Here is a 20,262-nt window from a genome sequence, read left to right as displayed (position 1 = left end):
ATCCTGGAGGCAGCAAGGCCGGGCCGGGGCACCCGCCCCGGCCCGGCTCCGCCCCTGTCCCGGAAGGCCGCGCATGCCCCCACCGCCGCCCCCACCGCCGCCCGCACCGCCCTCCCCCGGCGCCCCCGCGCTCCCCTCCCCCGCCCCGTCCACGCTGATCACGGGCCTCGGCTCGCTGGTCACCAACGACCCCGGGCTGGGCGAGGGCCCGCTGGGGCCGATCCGCGGCGCGGCCGTGGTCTTCGAGGCGGGCCGGGTGGCCTGGGCGGGGCCCGCGCGCCGGGCCCCCGCGGCGGACGTCGCCGTGAACGCCGGGGGCAGGGCGGCCGTTCCCGGGTTCGTGGACTCCCACGCCCATCTGGTGTTCGCCGGGGACCGGGCCGGGGAGTTCGCCGCCCGGATGGCCGGGCGCCCCTACGAGGCCGGCGGCATCCGCACCACCGTGGCCGCCACCCGGGCGGCCACGGACGAGGAGCTGCGGGAGGCCGTGCGGCGCCGGGCCGCCGAGGCGCTGGCCCAGGGCACCACCACGCTGGAGATCAAGTCCGGCTACGGCCTGACCGTGCACGACGAGGCCCGCTCGCTGGCCGCCGCCGCGGCGCACTCCGAGGAGACGACCTTCCTCGGGGCGCACGTGGTGCCGCCGGAGTACGCGGACGACCCGGCCGGGTACGTCGGCCTGGTCACCGGGCCGATGCTGGAGGCCTGCGCCCCTTACGCCCGCTGGATCGACGTCTTCGTGGAACGCGGGGCGTTCGGCGAGGAGGAGGCCCGCGCCGTGCTGCGGGCCGGGGCCGAGCGCGGCCTGGTGCCGCGGGTCCACGCGGGGCAGCTTGGCCCGGGCCCGGGGGTGCGGCTCGCGGTGGAGCTGGGCGCCGCCTCGGCCGACCACTGCACCCACCTGACGGACGAGGACGTGGAGGCACTGGCCGGGAGCGAGACCGTGGCCACGCTGCTGCCCGGGGCCGACTTCTCCACCAGGTCGCCCTACCCGGACGCGCGGCGGCTGCTCGGCGCCGGGGTGCGGGTGGCGCTGGCCACCGACTGCAACCCCGGGACGAGCTACACGAGTTCGATGGCGTTCTGCGTGGCGCTCGCGGTCCGCGAGATGGGACTGACCCCGGACGAGGCGCTGTTCGCCGCCACGGCCGGGGGCGCGCGGGCGCTGCGTCGCGCCGACGTGGGCCACCTGGCGCCGGGCGCCCGCGCCGACCTGCTGCTGCTGGAGGCGCCCGGGCACGTCCACCTCGCCTACCGGCCGGGCGTGCCGCTGACCGCCGCGGTCTGGCGTGCGGGCGAACGCGTCGCCGGTCCGTGGCACCATGGACAACCCAGCTGATGTTTCCGGAAGTTGGCCGCGGGCGCCCGGCTCGTCGTGCGGGCGGCCCGCGCCCGGCTGCCCGGCCGATCGGGAGGACGGTCCGTGACGGGTCCCAGCAGCGCGCTCAACAAGGGCGTGGACAAGGTCCAGGTGATGGTGAAGTGGGACCCGAGCCCCCTGGGCGCCCCGGCCCACGACCTGGACCTGATCGCCGCCACCTACCGGGCCGAGGCCCCGCACGGGGAGCCGGCCTACCTGGTGCACTTCGACTCCCGCTCCCCCGACGGGACGATCACGCTCAACCGCGACAGCTCCACCGGCCAGGGCCTGGGCTTCGACGAGGTGCTGACGCTGGAGCTGGAGCGCCTGGCCCCCGCCTACGGCCGCGTCGTGGTCGGCGTGGCCATCCAGCAGGGCGGCGGGCGCAAGACCTTCGGGGACGTGTCGCGCACCCAGGTGCGGATCGTGGAGGGCTACGACGAGCTGGCCACCGACGACTTCGGGGCGGTGGCCGGGGCCACGGCGGCGACGGTGGCCGAGTTCGCGCGCCGCGAGGACGGATCCTGGTCCTTCCGCCCCTTCGTCCGCGGCTTCGACGCCGACCCGGCGGGCTTCGCCGCGACGATGGGTTCCGAGCACAGCGTCTGACCGGCGGCCCGGCCGCGCAACGACTCGCCCGAGCACGCCATGCCCGCCCGGGGCGTTGCTCCGCCGCCGCCCCGCCCCGGGCGTTCCCCCCTTCCGGGCAACGCCGAGGGCGGGCGCCCTCACGCCGAGCGCCCGGCCCGTCACCCGCCGTCCCGCCAGTGATTGGCCCGGCCGATGCGGGATACCCGGGACATCCCGCCGCGGGGGCGGACCGCCCTGAGGGGGCGCATGGGAGGTGAGGGATGGGCGCGGACATCGAGGACTACGCCATGCTCGGCGACCTTCAGACCGCGGCCCTCGTGGGCCTGGACGGGTCCATCGACTGGCTGTGCCTGCCGCGGTTCGACTCCCCCGCCTGCTTCGCCGCCCTGCTGGACGACGAGTCCGCCGGCCGGTGGCAGATCGCCCCGGCGCGCGGCGGCCCGGCCACCGCGCGCCGATACCGCGACGACTCGCTGGTGCTGGAGACCGAGTGGCACACGCCCGAGGGCACGGTGCGGGTCACCGACTGCATGCCCCCGCGCGGCGAGGCCGCGGACGTGGTGCGGCTGGTGGAGGGCGTCTCCGGCCGGGTGCCGATGCGGATGGACCTGCGGCTGCGCTTCGACTACGGCAGCGTCATCCCCTGGGTGACGCGCCCCGAGGAGTACACCTGCGCGGTGGCCGGGCCCGACTCCGTGTGGCTGAGCACCCCGGTGCCCACGGAGGGCAGGAACCTCACCACCCAGTCCGAGTTCACGGTCTCGGCGGGCGAGCGCGTGCCGTTCGTCCTCGTGTACCAGCCCTCGCACCGGCCGCCGCCCAAGGCCGTGGACGCGGCCTGGGCCATCGGGGACACCGAGCGCTTCTGGAAGGCGTGGATGTCGGTGTGCCGCTACGACGGGGACTGGCCGGAGGCGGTGCGCCGTTCCCTGGTGATCCTCAAAGCCCTCACCTACGCGCCGACCGGCGGCATCCTGGCCGCCGCGACGACCTCGCTGCCGGAGCAGCTGGGCGGGCCGCGGAACTGGGACTACCGCTACTGCTGGCTGCGGGACGCGACCTTCACGCTCCAGGCGCTGCTGGGCACCGGCTTCATCGAGGAGGCGTACGCCTGGCGTGAGTGGCTGCTGCGCGCGGCGGCGGGAAGCCCCGGGGACCTCCAGATCATGTACGGCCTCGACGGCACGCGCCGCATTCCGGAGTGGACCGCGGACTGGCTGGGCGGGTACCAGGGCGCCTCCCCGGTGCGGATCGGGAACGCGGCGGTCGGCCAGTTCCAGCTCGACGTCTGGGGACAGGTGCTGGACTGCCTTCACCTGGCGCGCGAGAGCGGCCTGGCGATGAACGAGACGGCCTGGAACCTCCAGCGCGCCCTCATGGACTACCTGGAGGGCCACTGGAACGACCCGGACAACAGCCTGTGGGAAGTCCGGGGCGAGCGGCGGCACTTCGTGCACTCCAAGGTGATGGCCTGGGCGGGCCTGGACCGGGCGGTGCACGCGGTGCGGCACCAGGGCATGCCGGGGCCGGCCGACCGCTGGGCCGCGCTGAGGGACCACATCCACGACGAGGTGTGCGCCCAGGGCTACGACCCGGAGCGGAACACCTTCACGCAGTTCTACGGCTCGCGCGGCCTGGACGCGGCGCTGCTTCTGCTTCCCCGCGTGGGTTTCCTGCCCTGGGAGGACCTGCGGATGCGGGGCACGGTGGAGGCCGTGCGGCGCGAACTGGCGGTGGACGGGCTGCTGGTGCGCTACCGCCCCGACGCGGACGGCGGCGTGGACGGGCTGCCGGGGGACGAGGGGGCGTTCCTGGCCTGCACGTTCTGGCTTGCGGACGCGCTGCACGGGACGGGCCGCACGGCGGAGGCGCGGGCCCTGTTCGAGCGGCTGCTGGGGCTGCGCAACGACGTGGGCCTGCTGAGCGAGGAGTACGACACCGCGCTGGGGCGGCAGATCGGGAACACGCCGCAGGCGTTCAGCATGGTGGGCCTGGTCAACACGGCCCGGAACCTCTCCGGCGCCCCGATCGGCACCGCGGGAAGGCGGGCGGACGTGCCCGAGGCGTGGTCCCTGGAGGACCTGGCGCCCTGAGCCGCGGGGGCCTCGCGGCGGCCCGTCAGAGCCCCGGGCCGCGGGAATCGCCGTGGGGCGTGAGGTGTTGCCGTGGCATGGCCGTCATTCACAGGACCACCCTGACCCCGACCAAGCTGGAACTCCTCGCCCCGTGGCTGCCGGAGCGCCCGTGGTACCGCGGCGCCGGGCGTTCCCCCGAGCCGTCCGAGCTGGCCAGGGGCGGCGGGTTCCGGCTCGACGACCCGGAGGGCGAGGTGGGCATCGAGTTCCTGGTGGTCACGGACGCCTCGGGCGGGCGGACCGCGTCCTATCACGTGCCGCTGACCTACCGGGGGGCGCCGCTGGAGGAGGCCGGGGCGGGGCTGATCGGCACGGCGGAGCACGGGGTGCTGGGGCGGCGGTGGGTCTACGACGGGGTGCACGACCCGGTGCTGGCCGATCGGTTGCTCGCGCTGCTCCGGGGCCGGGCGGAGCCGCAGGCGCAGAGCCTCTCGGACACCCCCGACCCCTCCGTCCTGGTCCGGGCCGCCGCCGTGCCAGGGGGGGCGGCCGGGCCCGCGACGGTGACGGACGGGCCGGAGAGCACGGCCCTCGTTCTGCCGACGGCGGCGGAGGCCGGGCCCGGCCCGCGCGTGGCGGTGGAGGTGGCCCGCGTTCTCGATCCGGGGCCCGACCCGGCCGGGACCCTGGGCCACGTCACCGGCAACTGGCGCCTGCCGGACGGCGGGGAGCGCTCCGGCGTCCTCGCCCTCCTGCGCGACGCGCCCCGCTGACCGCGCCGCCCGCCTCAACCGGGCGGCGCAGCGCCGCAGCCGGGGGCCTCGGCGCGGGTGGCCAGGCGTTCGCGCTGGGGCCGCAGGGTGTACTTCGGGTCGCGGGCCGAGGCCAGGCCCGCGTGAAAGACGCCGAGCCGGGTGCAGGCCGAGCCGGCCAGCAGCGCCAGGCCGCCCAGGGTGGCGGCGGGCCTCGCCAGCCGCCCGGCGGCGCGCGTCCCGGAGAGCGCGGCGCAGGCCGCCCCGGCCACGGACAGCCGCCGCGCGGCGCGCAGCAGACGCCCTGCCGTTCCCTCGCGGTAGGTCTCGGCGACACCCCCGGCCTCGCGGTGGAGGCCGGAGAGCACGGCGAGTTCGGCCGCGGTGCCCAGGACGGCGGCGCGGCGGGCGGGCGCGTGCTCGGCGCGCGGCCCGGCCACCAGCGCCAGGCCGGAGGCGGCGGAGGCGGCCGAGGCGGCGAACAGCCGCGGCAGGTGCCGGTGCGCGGCGTGCCAGGCCGGCAGGGCGGTGTCGGCGAGCAGGACGCCGGTGTAGGCGGCCACGGCCGGGCCCAGGACCGCGGCACCGCAGGTGGCGGCGCGCCCGGCGCGAGGCGCGCGGCCGGTGAGGTCGGAGAGGGCGGCGGCGCCGGAGAGCGGGCCGTAGACGGCCAGCAGCCAGGACCCGACGCTCATCGGGGAGGTGGGCTTGGCGACGCGCAGCATGTGGTGGAAGCGCTCGGGCCGGCCCAGGTCGTGGATGAGGGCGGCGGCGGAGAGCGAGATGGCGCCCACCGAGCCGAGCTTCATGGCGCGGGCCGTGTGGGGGCGGCCGGTGAGGCCGGCGCCCGCGGCCAGCACGGAGCCTGCGCCGGCCAGGCCGCCGAGGAAGAGGTAGCCGGCGATGTCGGCCGGCGACCAGGCGGGGGCCTTGACCACGGGGCGGCCGTAGTAGGAGGTGAAGCCGGGGCTCTCCTCGCGGGCGCGGTGGCGGCGCGCGGCGCGGCCCTCGGACCGCCCGCCGTCGGGCCCCCCGTCCGGAGCGCCGGAGCCGTCGCCCTGGCCGTTGCCGAACAGCGCGTCGCGCCCCGGGCGTCCGCCGGTGAGCCCGGCCCGGGTGACCTCGGACTCGCTCATCGCCGCCGCCCCTTTCCGGCCGAACGCCCGCCTGAACGCCCGCCCGCGCGCCCCGCCCCCGCAAAGACCGCCGCCAGCCCGCCGAGCAGGGCCAGCGCCGCGGCCCCGGCGCCCCGCCACATCGCGGGCAGGTCGCGGGTGGTGACGACCGGGTCGGGCGGCAGCCCGTACACCTCGGGCCGGTCCAGCAGCAGGAAGAACGCGCCTGCGCCGCCGACCCCGTCCTCCGGGTCCGCGCCGTAGAGGCGGGCGTCGGGGACGCCGGTCTCGTGCAGCCGCTCGACGCGGGCGGCGGCCCGCTCGCGCAGCTCCTCCAGCGGCCCGAACTGGATGGAGTCGGTGGGGCACGCCTTGGCGCAGGCGGGCTCCTTCCCGGCGCCGAGCCGGTCGTAGCACAGGGTGCACTTCCAGGCGCGGCCGTCGCCCTCGCGCTGCTCGATGACGCCGAAGGGACAGGCCGGGACGCAGTAGCCGCAGCCGTTGCAGATGTCCTGCTGGACCACCACGCTGCCGAACTCGGTGCGGAAGAGCGCGCCGGTGGGGCAGACGTCGAGGCAGGCGGCGTGCGTGCAGTGCTTGCACACGTCCGAGGCCATCAGCCAGCGGAAGCCCTCCCCGCCGCCGTCCTCGCCGGCGCCCGCGCCGGCCCGCTGGCCGCCCAGCGGCTCGCTCTGCTCGATGAACGCCACGTGCCGCCAGGTGGAGGCGCCCAGGGCCCCGGTGTTGTCGTAGCTCATCCCGGTCAGCGCCAGGCCGTCCTCGGGCAGGGCGTTCCACTCCTTGCAGGCCACCTCGCACGCCTTGCAGCCGATGCACACGGAGGTGTCGGTGAAGAAGCCGACGCGCCCGTCCCCGGGGGCGGCGCCGTCCGGCGCCACGGCGCTCACACCTCCATCCCGGTGCGCTCGGTGGCGCCGGCGCGGCGCCGGTAGCTCTCGACGAGGGCGCGCAGGGCCGGTCCGCGGGGGCGGCGGCCGGGGCGGATGTCGGCGGACATCGCCTTCACCTCCTGGATGTGGACGTTGGGGTCGAGGACGATCGCGGACAGCTCGTTGGCGGCGTCCCCGCGGGTGAGGCCGTTGGGTCCCCAGTGGTAGGGCAGGCCGATCTGGTGGACGGTGCGCTCCCCGGCGCGCAGCGGCGTCATCCTGCGGGTGACCAGCACCCGGGCCTCGATGGCGCCGCGGGCGGTGACCACGGTGGCCCAGCCGGCGTGCTCCAGGCCGCGCTCGGCGGCCAGCTCCGGGGAGACCTCGCAGAACATCTCGGGCTGGAGCTCGGCCAGGTAGGGCGACCAGCGGGTCATGCCGCCGGCGGTGAAGTGCTCGGTGAGGCGGTAGGTGGTCACCAGGTAGGGGAAGACGCCGGCGCCGGGCTCGCCCCCGGAGGGGTGGTAGAGGTTGTCGGGGCCGGGGCAGGCCCGGCGGACGGGCGAACGCGGGTGGCCGGGGTAGAGGTCGTTGCCGAACGGCGAGTCCTGCGGCTCGTAGTGGGCGGGCAGCGGGCCGTCCACCAGGCCGGCGGGCGCGTACAGCCAGCCCTTTCCGTCGCCCTGCATGATGAACGGGTCGTCCCCGCGCAGGGCCTCCACGCCCTTGGCGCCGGCGGGCGGGACGTACCCGGGGGCCAGGCCGGGCGGGAAGTCCGGCACGTCGTGGCCCGTCCAGCGCCCGGCGCCCCCGCCGGCCGCGGAATCCCACCACAGGTAGCTCTTGCGTTCGCTCCACGGGGTGCCGTCCGGGGCGGCGGAGGCGCGGTTGTACAGGATGCGGCGGTTGGCTGGCCAGGCCCAGCCCCAGCGGGCGGCGACCCAGTCCTGCTCGGTGTGCGGGGTGCGGCGCGCGGCCTGGTTGACGCCGTCCGCGAAGACGCCGCAGTAGATCCAGCAGCCGCAGGAGGTGGAGCCGTCGTCCTTGAGCTCGGTGTACGCGCTCAGCGGCGCGCCGTCGGGGCCGCGGCCGTTGATCTCGGCCAGGACCGCGGCGGCGATCGGCTCGCAGTGCGGGCCCTCCACGGGGTAGTCCCAGGCGAGGTCGAGGAAGAGGCGGTCGGCTGGGTCGGCGGAGCCGGCCAGCTTCTCGCGGATGCGGCGGCCGAGGTGGTAGGCGAACCACAGCTCGCTGCGGGCGTCCCCTTCGGGGAGGACGGCGGCGTGGTGCCACTGGAGGAGGCGGTTGGTGTTGGTGAAGGACCCGGACTTCTCGGTGTGGGCGGCGGCGGGGAAGAAGAAGACCTCGGTGGCGATGTCCTCGGTGCGCAGCTCGCCGGACTCGGTCTCGGGGCCGTCGCGCCACCAGGTGGCGGACTCGATCAGGGAGAAGTCGCGCACGACCAGCCAGTCGAGGCGGGACATGCCCAGGCGCTGGAGGCGGGCGTTGGCCGAGCCGACGGCCGGGTTCTCGCCGAGCAGGAAGTAGCCCTTGCAGGTGCCGTCGAGCTGGGCGAGCACGGTGTCGTAGGTGCTGTGTGAGCCGGTGATGCGCGGCAGGTGACCGAAGCAGAAGTCGTTCTCGGGGGTGGCGGCCTCGCCGTAGTACGCCTTGAGGAGGCTGACCGTGTAGGCGCCCATCCCGGCCCAGAAGCCCTTGCGGGCGCGGACGTCGCGCACGAAGGAGTCGAGGTCCTGGTGGGCCTGGGCGTGCGGCATCGGCAGGTAGCCGGGCAGCAGGTTGAACAGGGTGGGGATGTCGCTGGAGCCCTGGATGCTGGCATGGCCGCGCAGGGCCTGGATGCCGCCGCCGGGGCGGCCGATGTTGCCCAGGAGGAGCTGGAGGATGCCGGCGGCGCGGATGTACTGGGAGCCGACCGAGTGCTGGGTCCAGCCGACGGCGTAGCAGAAGGCGCTGGTGCGCTCGGGCCCGGAGTTGCGGGTGAGGGCCTCGCAGACGCGGGCGAACAGCTCGCGCGGGACGCCGCAGACGCGCTCGACCATCTCGGGGGTGTAGCGGGCGTAGTGCCGCTTGAGGATCTGGAAGACGCAGCGGGGGTGGGTGAGGGTGGGGTCGCGCTCCGCCTGCGGAGGAACGTCCTGCCCGCCCGAGCCGTGGGCCTCGGACCCCGCGGCCCCGTGCTCGACCGCGAGGTGGTCGAAGCGGACGTTGGCGGCCGGGTCGGGCGGCCCGGCCAGGGAACGTACGGCCGCGCCCTCGTACTGCCAGGTGGCGGGGTCGTAGTGGCGGGCCTCGGGGTCCAGCCCGGAGAAGATCCCGGCCAAATCCTCGGTGTCCTCGAAGTCCTCGCCGACGAGGGTGGCCGCGTTGGTGTACGCCTCGACGTAGGGGCGGAACTCCTTGCCCTCGCTGAGCACGTGGTGGATCAGCCCGCCGAGGAAGGCGATGTCGCTGCCGGCGCGGAGGGGGACGTGCAGGTCGGCCAGGGCGCTGGTGCGGGTGAAGCGGGGGTCGACGTGGATGACGGTCGCGCCGCGGGCCTTGGCCTCCATGACCCACTGGAAGCCGACGGGGTGGGCCTCGGCGTAGTTGGAGCCCTGGATGACGATGCAGTCGGCGTTCTGGAGATCCTGCATGAAGGTGGTGGCGCCGCCGCGGCCGAAGGTGGTGCCCAGGCCCGCGACGGTGGAGCTGTGGCAGACGCGGGCCTGGTTCTCGATCTGGACGACGCCCAGGCCGGTGAGGAGCTTCTTGAGGAGGTAGTTCTCCTCGTTGTCCAGGACGGCGCCGCCGAGGGCGGCGATGCCGAGGGTGCGGGCGACGCGGGCGCCCCGGTGCTCCCACTCCCAGGTGGCGCGGCGGGTGGCGATGACCCGGTCGGCGACCATGTCCATGGCGGTGTCCAGGTCCAGCGTCTCCCAGTCGGCGGCGTGCGGGCGGCGGTACAGGACGCGGTGCTCGCGGGCGTCACCGGTGACGAGCTGAAGGGTGGCCGAGCCCTTGGGGCACAGGCGACCGCGGCTGATGGGCGAGCCCGGGTCGCCCTCGATCTGGACGACCTTCTCGTCCTTGACGTAGACCTGCTGGCCGCAGCCCACGGCGCAGTAGGGACAGATCGAGCCGACGACGCGGTCGGCGGTCTCGGTGCGGGCGCGCAGGGCGGCGGTGCGGGGGGACCGGGCGGCGGCGCCGCGCGGGTCCTGGCCGGCGAGCTGCCGGTAGACGGGCCAGTCCTGGATCCAGGTGCGCACGCTCATGGCCGGTCCTTCCGCTCGGGCATCTCGGGGCAGAGTTCCCCTTTTGCCCGGGAAATCGAGCCGATCGCCGGTCAATCACCTGATCGGCCCGGCACCTGACCGGCACGGCGCCGACCGGCACGCAGGCCGGTCCGGCGCGCGACCGGCACGGCGACGGGGGCGCGGGCGGGCCGGCGCGGGGCGCCGGCCCGGACCCGCGCGAGCCGAGCCCCGGTCAGCGGCGGTCGTCCCTGCCGCCCATCGACTGGCGCACCGCGTCCCGCGTGCGGTCCACGACGGCGGCGATGGGGCCGAAGGCCATGTTCTTGGCACGGCTCTCCACCCCGGGGTGCGGGTGGGTCGGCGCGGTGGCCTCGGCGGCCTTGACCGCCCGCGCCATCCGGGCCAGCTTCTCGGGGTCGGTGCGGGTGCGCAGCGCCTCGAACTCGAACTGCTCCTCCGCCTCGGCGTGCGCCACCACGGCGTCCCGCAGCGAGATCAGCTGCGGCAGGAACTGCGGGTCGTCCGGGTTCATGCCGTCGAGCCGGCTCAGGACCTCCTTGGCCTCCCGCTCCTCCTCGAGCCGCTCGGCGACGACCTGGTCGCCGTTGGGCACGGTCTTCTTCGCGGCCGGGTGAACGACCTCCTCCTCGGCGGTCTCGTGGACGGCCAGGAGCCGCACCAGGCCGTCGAACGCGGCGCGGCGCTCGTCGCCGGAGGCGGCCTCGACCTGCGCGAACAGGTGCTTGATCTCCTCGTGCTGCCGCTTCAGCAGCGCCACCACGTCCTCTTCGGCGCGGTCGGCGTCGTTGTGGGTCGGGGTCATCGTGACTCCTTCGCTCGGGACGTCCGGTAGGAACGTGCGGGCCACACCCAGTACCCGCTTCCGTCCGGACCAGTGCCGCACATTCCGGTGCGGGGGCGTCGGCGCGGCGGCGCGGGGCGCGCCGCTGGCACTCCTTCGGCTTCGCCCGGTTGCTCCGGACGCGCCGCGCGGGGCGGCGTACCGGGGGGCCGGGCGGGCGAGGGGGTCAGGCGCGGGCGGCGGGCCGGGAGTTGTCGGCGGCCAGGGTGAGGGCGAGGGCGCCCAGCACCGTGCCCATGGCGTACCGCTGGACGCGCAGCCAGGCGGGGCGCCGGGCGAGGAAGACGGCGACGGACCCGGCGGCCAGCACGAGGGCCAGGTTGACGGCCACGCTGACGGCGATCTGCACGCCGCCCAGGACCAGGCCCTGGAGCAGCACGGGCCCGGCGGAGGGGTCGGTGAACTGCGGGATGAGCGAGAGGTACATGACGGCGATCTTGGGGTTGAGGAGATTCGTCATCAGCCCCATCGCGAAGAGGCGGCGGGGCGTGTCCTGCCGCGGGTCGCCGGGGGCGAACAGCGCGGCGCCGCCGGGCCGCAGGGCCTGCCACGCGAGCCAGGCCAGGTAGGCGGCGCCGGCGAGCTTGACGGCCGTGTACAGCCGCGGGACGGCGAGGAAGACGGCGGACAGGCCGAGGGTGGCCGCCACCAGGTAGACCAGGAAGCCGAGAACGACCCCGGACAGGGAGATCAGCCCGGCGCGACGGCCCTGGGTGACGCTCCGGGAGACCAGGTACATCATGTTCGGCCCCGGCGTGAGCACCATGCCCAGGGCCACCGCGGCGACGCCCAGCACGGCGCCGGTCTGGATGGTCAACGCCCCACACCCTCTCCGTCTGGCCACGGCGGGCCGCCGCGGCCGTTCCCCCGGCCCAGCCCCGGACGTTCCGGGCCAGGGCTCCGCCTCACCCTAGGAAGGCCCTTCAGCTCGGTGCAATACTTCTCTTTGCTCTCGGTGCAATGTTCTGCTTGACTCGGCGCATGCCAGGCCCTGGGGACTACCGCGCCGTCGCCGACGGCATCGCCGCCGCCATCGCCGACGGGCGGCTGCGGCCGGGTGACCGGCTGCCGACCCAGCGGGAGCTGGCCAGGCGGCGGGGCATCGCCCCCTCCACCGCCGCCCGCGTCTACCGGGAGCTGGCCCGCCGCGGCCTGACCACGGGCGAGGTCGGGCGCGGCACCTTCGTGCGGGCCGCCTCTCCGGCCGCCGGGCCCGCGCTGGCCGAGCCCTCGGGGCAGCGGGTGGACCTGGAGCTGAACTACCCGGTCGTTCCCGAGCAGTCCGCGCTGCTGGCCGGCGGCCTCGCCCCACTGCTGCGGCCCGGCGTGCTCACCTCCGCGACCGGACCGGTCGGCGTCGCGGGAACGGCCGGGGCGCGACTGGCCGCCGCCGCGCTGCTGGCGCGGGCCGGGTGGCGGCCGGAGCCCGGGCAGGTGCTGTTCGCCGGGAGCGGGCGGCAGGCCGTGGCCGCGGCGGTCGCCGCCCTCGTCCCGCCGGGCGGGCGGCTGGGCGCCGAGGAGCTGACCTACCCCGTGCTGAAGGCCATCGCGGCCCGCCTGCACGTCACCCTGGTCCCGCTGCCCGTGGACGAACAGGGCCTGGTCCCCGGCGCGGTGGCCGCCGCCCACCGCGCCGCCCCGCTGCACGCCCTCTACGCCCAGCCCGTGCTGCACAACCCGCTGGGCGTCACCATGCCGGGCCCCCGCCGCGCCGAGCTGGCCGGGGTGCTGCGGGCGCTGGGCGTTCCCGTCGTGGAGGACACCATCTGGGCCTTCCTGTGCGGGGAGGAGGACCCGCCGCCGCTCGCAGCGCTCCTGCCGGAGCTGACCGTGCTGGTGGACAGCCTCTCCAAGCGCCTCGCGCCGGGCCTGACCACCGGCTTCGCCGTGGCGCCGCCCGCGCTGCTGCCGACGGTGGCCGCCGCGCTGCGCTCCGGCGGCTGGGGGCCCGGCCGGTTCGCGCTGGAGGCCGCGACCCGCTGGCTGGCGGAGGGCGCGGTGGAGGCGGTGGTCCGCGCCAAGCGGGCGGACGCCGCCGCGCGGCAGGAGATCGCCGCGCGCGAGCTCGCCGGGTTCGCCGTCCGGGGCGACGCCCGCTCCTACTCCTGCTGGTGGGAGCTTCCGCGCGCCTGGCGGGCGGAGACCTTCGTGGCTGCGGCTGCCCGCCACGGCATCGCGGTGACCCCGGCCGCCGCATTCGCCGTGGGCGCCGCGCGGGCACCCGGCGCGGTGCGCCTGGGCCTGGCCTCCCCGCCGCCCGGGACGCTCGCTGCGGCCCTCTCCCGGCTGGCGGACCTCGCCCGCTCCGGCCCCGAGGACGTGGCCCCCGAATGACGGGCACCCGGTCCGCCCGTCGCGTACCGTGGGCCGGGCCACTGACGTTCCGTCACCGAGAGGTGCGGAGAGAGGGAGCAACGCCATGCCGAGCGCCGCCGCGAACCTGCTGATCGACGGCTTCGGCCGCGTCGAGGAGCACGTCCGGAGCGTGGTCTCCGGCCTTGAGGAGGCCGACCTCACCGCCCGCCTCGACCCCGACGCCAACTCGATCGCCTGGCTGGTGTGGCACCTGACGCGGGTGCAGGACGACCACGTCGCCGAGGTCGCCGGGACCGAGCAGGTGTGGACCGGACAGGGCTGGTTCGACCGCTTCGGCCTGCCCTTCGACCCCGCCTCCACGGGCTACGCCCACTCCAGCGCGGACGTCGGCGCCCTGCGCGGCCTGGGCACCGACCTGCTGACGGGCTACCACGAGGCGGTCCACGAGCGGACCGTGGCCTACCTCGCGGACCTGGAGGACGCCGACCTGGACCGGGTGGTGGACACCTCCTGGACCCCGCACGTCACCCTCGGCGTCCGCCTGGTCAGCGTCCTGGACGACGCCACCCAGCACGCCGGCCAGGCCGCCTTCGTCCGCGGCGTCCTGCGCCGCCGCTAGGACCCGGTGCCGCGCGCCTGTCCCGCGGGCCCCGGAGCCGCGGCGACCGGGCTGCCCTGGTGGGTGAACGCGGCCCACAGGTGGACCTGGCCGAGGTCGGGGCGGGAGGCCTCCCGGGCCAGGGACGGGGGGAGGCCGGGCGGGGGCTCGCGGTCCGGGTCGAGCATCCACAGCTGGGCGGCGCGCAGGGCGTCCGGCGGCGCGTGGCCGCGCGCGGTGAGGAAGTGGTGGAAGACGACCATCATGAGGGCCGTCGCGGCGTCGCGCACGGCCCAGCGGGAGCCGACGACGTCGGCCGCGCCGCGGACGACCAGGGCGGTGGCCAGGGTCAGGGCCTCCTCGTGGTCGCGGGTACTGAGGTCGGTCTCGCACGCGCTGAGCACGACCAGCGGGCCCGCGGCCTCCGGCGGGCGGGTGGCGGCGCCGTCCAGGATGCGCGCCACGGTCAGGCGCCCGGCCTCCGCGCGGCCCCCCACGGGGCGGGCGAGCCGCAGCGCCGAGCGCGTCGGACTCGGGCCGGCGAGGGCGTGGCAGGAGATGTGCAGGACGGCGGTCGGCGTGTCCCCGCCCGGCAGGACGGCGAGAAGCTCGGCGGGGGTTCCGTACGCGTCGGGAGCCGCTTTGGAGTCGGGGAACTCGCCGTAGCGCAGGGCGTCGGGATAACAGCCGGAGCGCAGGGCCTCCGTCTCGATCCCCGGCCAGAGCAGGTCGAGTTCGGGGTCGGCGACCAGCACGCGGCGCCCGGAGTTCCGCATCCGCTCCCGGGCCGCGGCGCGCAGGAACTGGGTGCCCGAGGCGGCGTAGCTGATCAGCGCCTCCTGGCAGGCGTAGCGGTGGCCGTACGCGCCGTCCGGGCCCGGGTCGAAGCGGATCCGTGCCGCGTGCCAGGGAACGGCTCCGAGCCGGTCGCAGGGCACCAGCACCATCCTCGGCCGCCGGGTGAGGGGGCTCACGGCCGCCAGGACGGGCCCCATGGCGGCCGTCCAGGCCCAGTCGCACAGGTCGTTCAGCGCCGCCCGCCAGCGCTCCTCGCGGAGCCGGCGCTCGGAGGGGTCCCCGGCGGGGCCGGTGATCGCCCGGGACCGCTCGGCGGCGGCGGCGAGGTAACGCTCCAGCGGCCCGTCGCCCGGGGCCAGCAGCGGCAGCTTCAGGACGGCGGGCTCCGCCGCCCCGCCGGCGCCCGGACGGATGACCAGCGCGAACCCGGGCATGGCGGTGGCCCCGTCCCGCACGCCGGGGACGAGGTAGACCAGCGCGTCGGCGCCCGCCTCGGCGAGCCCGGCGGCCAGGCGCGGGGAGTCCGGTACGCCGAGCGGTTCCGCGCTCCCCGCCTCCGCGCCCAGCACGTCGAGCACCGTGCGCCGCAGGCTGCTGAGGAGCTGCGGGCCGGCGGACGGCGCGAGCAGCGCGGAGGCGGCCCCGGGCCGGAGCAGGTCGTCGGGAACCTCGGCGCGCCACCGCGCGGCGAGGTCGGGCCGGTCGCGGGCCACGAGCAGTTCGGGGACGGTGCGCGAGGCGGCGGCGGCCCGCAGCACCAGGGCGCGGCCCAGTTCGAGCGCCTCCACCGCACGGGCCGGGCGGCCGGTCACGGCGTTCCGGTGGGCCAGCCACTGCGCCCGGGCCGCGCCGGCACGCGCCACCGACAGGCCGTGGTCGGCCCCGAGCTGGAGGAGCACGTCGGCGGACAGCCGCAGCAGCGCCTCCCGGCCGGCGTCCAGGCCGGCCAGCCGGTCGCGGTCGGCGCAGGCACAGCGCCGGAACCGGGAACGCAGCCAGTAGGCCTCGGACAGCTCCGCCAGGGCGTCCGCCTGTCGCGGGCCGCCCGGGCCCTGGGCCGCCGCCTCCCGGACCCGGTCCAGTTCGGCGATGCTCAGGTTGAGGAGGTCCGCGTCGCGGAGGTGACGGGAGGCGTGAAGCAGGGCGCTGCCCAGGGCGTGGCGCAGGCCCGACTCGGCGTCCCCGCCCGCGTGTGCCTCCTCGATGACGCGGTGGACCTCCGCGACGGCGCGCTGGGCGGCCTCCCGGCCGGGTTCGATGCGGACCAGCCTCACCAGCGCGTGGGCCCGCGCGCGCCGGAAGTCCGGCTCGGCGAGCGGGGAGAGCGGCGGCGGATCGGACTCGGTCACCGCCCGCAGATACCCGGCGGCGACGCGCAGTCCCTCCGGGTCGTTGCCGCGGGCGGCCAGCTCGTGGTGGGCCTCGGCCAGGTGCTCGGCCAGGCGGAAGCGGAAGCTGTCGTCGGGCCGCAGCGAGGCGTAACGCCCGCTCAGCTCCTCGATCAATCGGCGCAGCCGGTCCGGGTCCCCGCCGCGGCGGACCCGGGAGAGCTCGGCGAAGGACGCCAGCAGCGTCGCGTGCACCGGGGGCCGGGAGCCGTCGCGGTGGTGTTCGGCGAGCAGGTCCCGGGTGATCGCGAGCAGGGCGTCGGTGTCCTGGAGGTTGCCGCCCAGCGTCCTCGCCCGGCTGAGGTGGTCGCCGAGCACGCCGATGAGGCGCCGCCGGCCGGCGGCGCCCTGCCCGCCGTCCCGGGGCAGCGCGTCGATGATCCTCCTGAGCCTGGCGACGCTCCGCTCCAGGTCCCGCCGGTCGTGCGTGTGCGACATCCGCGCCACGTCGGCCACCGCGGGCAGGAACTGGTCCAGGGTGAGGCCGATCTCGCGGCACCACGTGGTACGGCCCGCCGGGTGCCTGTCCGGCTCCGCCATGCCCTCGTCGTCGACCTCCGCGAAGTCCATCGTGCCGGGTGCCAGGTAGTGCGCGTGCAGCAGCAGGGCGGCGTGGATCCGGGCGAGACGGGGTCGTTCGGGCGCGTTCGGCGGCACCGCGCGCAGGGCCAGCCGGGCCGCGTCGGCGCAGCGGCGGGTGTCGCCGGCCAGCGGGGCTCGTTCCCCCCGGCGGGTCCTGAGGCCGAGGAACAACGCGTGAAGCGAGGTGAACTCCGGTGCGTCCAGGCCCAGTCCGGCGAGCTGTTCCGCGGCTTGGGCCGGGGGGAGGGGGGCGTGGTTGAGGGCGGAGCAGAGCCACCGCAGGACGTCCGTGAAGCGCCGGACGTCCTCGTGCGCCCACGCGAGCACGGTCCCCAGGGCGGCGGCCAGCGGGTCGGAGGACGGCTCCGCGCCGGGGCGGGCGCGGGCCGCCCCGGCCTCCGCCGGGCTCTCCCGGAGGGGGACCGAGGCGGAGGACAGCGTCGCCTCGATCTCCTCCCTGAGGTACTTCTGCCACTGGCGCCGCTCCGGGCCCTGCGGGGGGACGGCCAGCCGGTCGAGGACCCCCAGGGCCGCCGTCAGGTCCCGCGGGTCGCAGCGGTGGATCGGCGGCTGCTCGCCCTCCTCCCCGCGGGAGCGGCCGGCGGCACGCCGGCAGTGGGCGGGGACCAGGAGCAGGAGCAGAACGCCCCGGGCCCGCGTGGCGAGCGGATCGGTGGGCGGCAGCCGTTCGTCGCTCCAGCGGAGGTGGCGCAGGGCGGTCTCGCGCGACGCGGGCCCGGGCTTTGCCCGGTCGGCTCCGGGCAGGGCGAGGTGCAGGCCCAGCAGGCAGCCGAGCCGGGGAACGAGGGCGGCGCGCAGCGGCTCGTCCTCGGGCAACCGGGCCTCGACCGAGGCCAGTTGTCCGGTGACCCGCCTGGACCCCTCGCCCGGCCGGAACGGCGTCCGGCCCAGCACCTCGTCGGCCAGGCGCACGGCTGCGGCGGCCGTCTCGCGCAGCGAGTCCGCGCGGGCCACGCCGCTGCCGGCGCCGGTGTCTCGCTCGGCGGCCCGGTCGCCGCGGGATTCCTCGTCCGTCACGCTCGCTGCCCCCCGTCCGGTCCGCCCCTGCGCGGGCGGCGGCTCCGGTGTTCTGTGCGGTCGGTCCGGACCGGAGGTCCGGTGAGGCGTTCAAGGATTTCACCCGCGGCCCGCTTCCGGGGGCAGGGCCCGAGATCTTCGCCGCCCGCTGGCGTCTTCCTTTCATCCGCCTTCGTTTCGCTTCATTTGGCCTTCGTCGCGGCCCCTTCCGGCTTTCGTTGCCGTCCCTTCCGGACCGCCTCCCCGCCGCGGGGCGGGACTCCGCGGCGGGCGCCCGCGCATGGCCGGGAGGCGGGCGGCCCCGCGCTGGCTATGCTGGCCGGATGAGCCCGCCGCCGGAGCCGTCGGCTCCCTCCGAGACGCCGGCGCCGCCCGAGGCGCGCGACGTGCCCGGCAGGCCGCGGCAGACCCGGGAGCTGATCCTGGACGCGGCGGTCGCCTGCCTGATGGAGAACGGCTACGCCGGAGCCTCCACGCTCGCCATCCAGGCCCGCGCCGGGGTCTCCCGAGGCGGCCTGCTGCACCACTTCCGCTCCCGCGAAGAGCTGCTGGTCGCCGCCGCGCTGCACGTGGCCGACACGGAGTCCCCCCGGAACCAGGAGCGCGTGGTGCGGGAGCTGGCCGCGGTGCCGGAGGGCCGGGCGCGCAGCGACCGCTTCGTGGAGCTGCTGTGGGAGAGCCACCACCGCCGTTTCTTCTGGGCCGCGATGGAGCTGTGGAACGCCGCGCGCACCGACCCCTCGCTCCGCGAGGCGCTGCGCCCGGCCGAGCGCGCGGTGACCGCCTCGGTCCTGGCCTGCGTCGAGCGCACCTGGGGCCCGGCCGCCCTGGGCCGCCCCGGCGCCCGCGAGCTGCGCGACGTGCTGATGACGAGCATGCGCGGCGCTGCCCTCACCTACGCCTTCCGCGACCACCCCCCGGCCACGGACCCGCGCCTGCCGGCGTGGAAGGACCTGGCCGACCGGATGCTGCACGGCGACTGACCGGGGCACAGTAGGGGCATGCGGACACGACTGCTGAGAACGGTGGGCGCGGCCACGGCCCTCTACGGCCTGGCGGTGGCGGCCCGGCCGGGGCTGCTGGCGCGGCCCTCGGGCCTGGGCGACGGCGCGGCGGTGCGGGCGGCGGTGCGCCCCCTGGCGTGGCGGGACGCGGCGAGCGGGCTGGCCCTCGCGCTGGCCCCGCAGGGCCCGGCCCTGCGCACGGCCGCGGCCGTGCGCCTCGCGTCGGACCTCGGCGACGCGGCCCTCCTGGGCGGCACGCTCCCGGCGGGCCGGGCCCGCCGCGCGGGCGCGGTCGCCGTCTCCGCGGCCTGGGCCGCGCTGTCCGTGGCCGGCCTCCTGCTGCCGGAGACCGACCGGACGGAGGCGGGCACCCGCGTGCTCCGGCGGGACGGCCGGAGCCCCGGCCACGCCTGACCACGCCGCTCGCGGCGCGGCTCGCCGGGCGCGCCCCGCAGGACCGCGCGACGGACGGCCGCGCCGCCCGTGTTCCCGGATGGCCGTCGGCGGGCTCAGGCGGCGCGCGGGCTCCGGTAGACGACCTCCTGGGCGAGGCTCGCCAGCAGGCGGCCGTTCTCGGCGTACAGAGCGCCCGTGTACCAGCCGCGGCCGTCGGACACCGTGCCCGCGCTCAGGTCGAGGAGCGTCCAGTCGGCGGCGGCGGGCAGGCGGTGGAACCACACGCTGTGGTTCAGCGTGATGCCGGTCCCGGGGCCGCCCGGGCCCATCGCGGCCATGGAGGCGTCCGAGACGTACGCCAGCGCGCAGGCCGTGGCGACCGGGCCCTCGGGCAGCCCGCCGGGCGGACGGGCCCACAGCCGCGGCGGCCACAGGTACTCCTCCTCGGCCTCCTGCTCCGGCTGGCGCCACTCGACGAGGGACAGGCGCGGGAAGTCGCCGCGCTCCGAGGCGCCGGGCGGGGTGACGCGCGGCGGGCGGGCGAACTGCCGGTCCGGGCCCCGGCCCCCGGTGTGGAAGGAGGCGGCGAGCGTGACGACGGGCGCGCCGCCCTGGGTGACCACGACGCGGCGGCTGGAGAACGACCGGCCGTCGCGGTCGCGTTCCACCCGGAAGTCCAGCGGGCGCGCGGTGTCCCCCGGCAGCAGGTAGTGGGCGTGGAACGCGTGGGGCCGGCGGTCCTCGCGGACGGTCAGGGCCGCCGCGTACAGGGCCTGGGCGGCGACCTGCCCGCCGTAGAGCGGGAAGGGCTCGGGCCACAGCGCCTCGGCCCGGAAGCGGTCCTCGCCCGCGGGGGCGAGCACGAACAGGTCGGACAGCGAGTGGCGGGCGGTGCTCGTCACCGAAGGACTCCTTCCCCCGTCGCCCCCGGGCTCTTGGGGGCGTTTCCCCGGCATCGTACAGTGCCGACAGTCAGCGTTGACTGTGACGTTCAGCCCAGCTCCCGGTCGCGCCCGGCCACGGCGCCCGCCGCCGTCTGCGCGCCCATCAGCAGCGCCATCAGGGCCAGCGGCGTGCCCCAGCCGCCGGTTCGCTCGTAGAGGGCGCCGACGAGCAACGGCCCCGGGACGGAGAGCAGATAGCCCGCGCCCTGGGCGAAGGCGGAGAGCCGGACCACGCTCGCTCCGCCGGGGCGCGGTGAGGCCGACGAGCGCGAAGCACACGGCGGGCAGGGCGG

Annotated in this window: 15 protein-coding genes and 1 pseudogene; 8 read left to right on the top strand and 8 right to left on the bottom strand. The window is 76.9% G+C overall.

Annotation, left to right across the window (positions count from 1 at the left end):
• Positions 1-73 precede the first annotated feature (73 nt).
• The 4 genes from hutI (at position 74) to RM780_RS21590 (ending at position 4,799) form a co-directional block, all read left to right on the top strand.
• A complete protein-coding gene (gene hutI / locus RM780_RS21605) occupies positions 74-1,339 on the top strand; it encodes an imidazolonepropionase (RefSeq protein WP_311632493.1) in 1,266 nt (421 codons plus the stop codon).
• Between the two features lie 84 nt (positions 1,340-1,423).
• Positions 1,424-1,969 (top strand): TerD family protein, encoded by a 546-nt coding sequence (locus RM780_RS21600; protein ID WP_311632492.1) that lies wholly within the window; start codon positions 1,424-1,426, stop codon positions 1,967-1,969.
• A 242-nt stretch (positions 1,970-2,211) separates the two neighbouring features.
• Entirely contained in the window at positions 2,212-4,044 is a 1,833-nt protein-coding gene (locus tag RM780_RS21595) for a glycoside hydrolase family 15 protein (RefSeq protein ID WP_311632491.1), read from the top strand.
• Between the two features lie 77 nt (positions 4,045-4,121).
• Positions 4,122-4,799, top strand: coding sequence for a maltokinase N-terminal cap-like domain-containing protein (locus tag RM780_RS21590; protein WP_311632490.1), 678 nt, complete (start codon positions 4,122-4,124; stop codon positions 4,797-4,799).
• Positions 4,800-4,813: 14 nt separating this feature from the next.
• Here the strand turns inward: RM780_RS21590 and nrfD are convergent, their stop codons facing one another.
• From nrfD to RM780_RS21565, 5 genes are all read right to left on the bottom strand, one after another.
• Positions 4,814-5,914: an NrfD/PsrC family molybdoenzyme membrane anchor subunit gene (gene nrfD, locus RM780_RS21585; protein WP_311632489.1), complete on the bottom strand. Its 1,101-nt coding sequence runs from the start codon at positions 5,912-5,914 to the stop codon at positions 4,814-4,816.
• Positions 5,911-6,801, bottom strand: a complete 891-nt coding sequence (locus tag RM780_RS21580; protein ID WP_311632488.1) for a 4Fe-4S dicluster domain-containing protein — start codon at positions 6,799-6,801, stop codon at positions 5,911-5,913. The genes nrfD and RM780_RS21580 overlap by 4 nt, the downstream gene beginning before the upstream one ends.
• Positions 6,798-10,061, bottom strand: a complete 3,264-nt coding sequence (gene fdh, locus RM780_RS21575; protein ID WP_311632487.1) for a formate dehydrogenase — start codon at positions 10,059-10,061, stop codon at positions 6,798-6,800. The genes RM780_RS21580 and fdh overlap by 4 nt, the downstream gene beginning before the upstream one ends.
• 214 nt (positions 10,062-10,275) lie before the next feature.
• Positions 10,276-10,866, bottom strand: a complete 591-nt coding sequence (locus RM780_RS21570) for a hemerythrin domain-containing protein (protein ID WP_311632485.1) — start codon at positions 10,864-10,866, stop codon at positions 10,276-10,278.
• 205 nt (positions 10,867-11,071) lie between these two features.
• Entirely contained in the window at positions 11,072-11,671 is a 600-nt protein-coding gene (locus tag RM780_RS21565; protein ID WP_311632496.1) for a LysE family translocator, read from the bottom strand.
• 215 nt (positions 11,672-11,886) lie between these two features.
• Here RM780_RS21565 and RM780_RS21560 point away from each other — a divergent pair, with 215 nt between their 5' ends.
• Positions 11,887-13,239 (top strand): aminotransferase-like domain-containing protein, encoded by a 1,353-nt coding sequence (locus tag RM780_RS21560; protein ID WP_311632484.1) that lies wholly within the window; start codon positions 11,887-11,889, stop codon positions 13,237-13,239.
• Positions 13,240-13,324: 85 nt separating this feature from the next.
• Entirely contained in the window at positions 13,325-13,840 is a 516-nt protein-coding gene (locus RM780_RS21555; protein WP_311632483.1) for a mycothiol transferase, read from the top strand.
• On the opposite strand, the gene RM780_RS21550 is transcribed toward RM780_RS21555, so the two are convergent.
• Positions 13,837-17,625: a CHAT domain-containing protein gene (locus RM780_RS21550; protein ID WP_311632482.1), complete on the bottom strand. Its 3,789-nt coding sequence runs from the start codon at positions 17,623-17,625 to the stop codon at positions 13,837-13,839. The two genes, RM780_RS21555 and RM780_RS21550, sit on opposite strands and share 4 nt — an antisense overlap.
• 323 nt (positions 17,626-17,948) lie before the next feature.
• Between RM780_RS21550 and RM780_RS21545 the strand changes: the two genes are divergently transcribed.
• Together RM780_RS21545 and RM780_RS21540 are read left to right on the top strand one after the other, a co-directional pair.
• Positions 17,949-18,608: a TetR/AcrR family transcriptional regulator gene (locus tag RM780_RS21545; protein ID WP_311632481.1), complete on the top strand. Its 660-nt coding sequence runs from the start codon at positions 17,949-17,951 to the stop codon at positions 18,606-18,608.
• Positions 18,609-18,626: 18 nt separating this feature from the next.
• Positions 18,627-19,043 (top strand): hypothetical protein, encoded by a 417-nt coding sequence (locus RM780_RS21540; protein ID WP_311632480.1) that lies wholly within the window; start codon positions 18,627-18,629, stop codon positions 19,041-19,043.
• Positions 19,044-19,138: 95 nt separating this feature from the next.
• Here the strand turns inward: RM780_RS21540 and RM780_RS21535 are convergent, their stop codons facing one another.
• Both RM780_RS21535 and RM780_RS21530 read right to left on the bottom strand, forming a co-directional pair.
• Positions 19,139-19,927 (bottom strand): acyl-CoA thioesterase, encoded by a 789-nt coding sequence (locus RM780_RS21535; RefSeq protein WP_311632479.1) that lies wholly within the window; start codon positions 19,925-19,927, stop codon positions 19,139-19,141.
• Positions 19,928-20,016: 89 nt separating this feature from the next.
• Positions 20,017-20,211, bottom strand: a pseudogene (locus RM780_RS21530) (MFS transporter); the annotation flags it as partial.
• Positions 20,212-20,262 lie beyond the last annotated feature (51 nt).

The sequence above is a fragment of the Streptomyces boetiae genome (assembly GCF_031845405.1).
GTDB lineage: Bacteria > Actinomycetota > Actinomycetes > Streptomycetales > Streptomycetaceae > Streptomyces > Streptomyces boetiae.
Note: the sequence above shows the minus strand (reverse complement) of the source record. Positions and strands in the feature narration are given on the sequence as shown.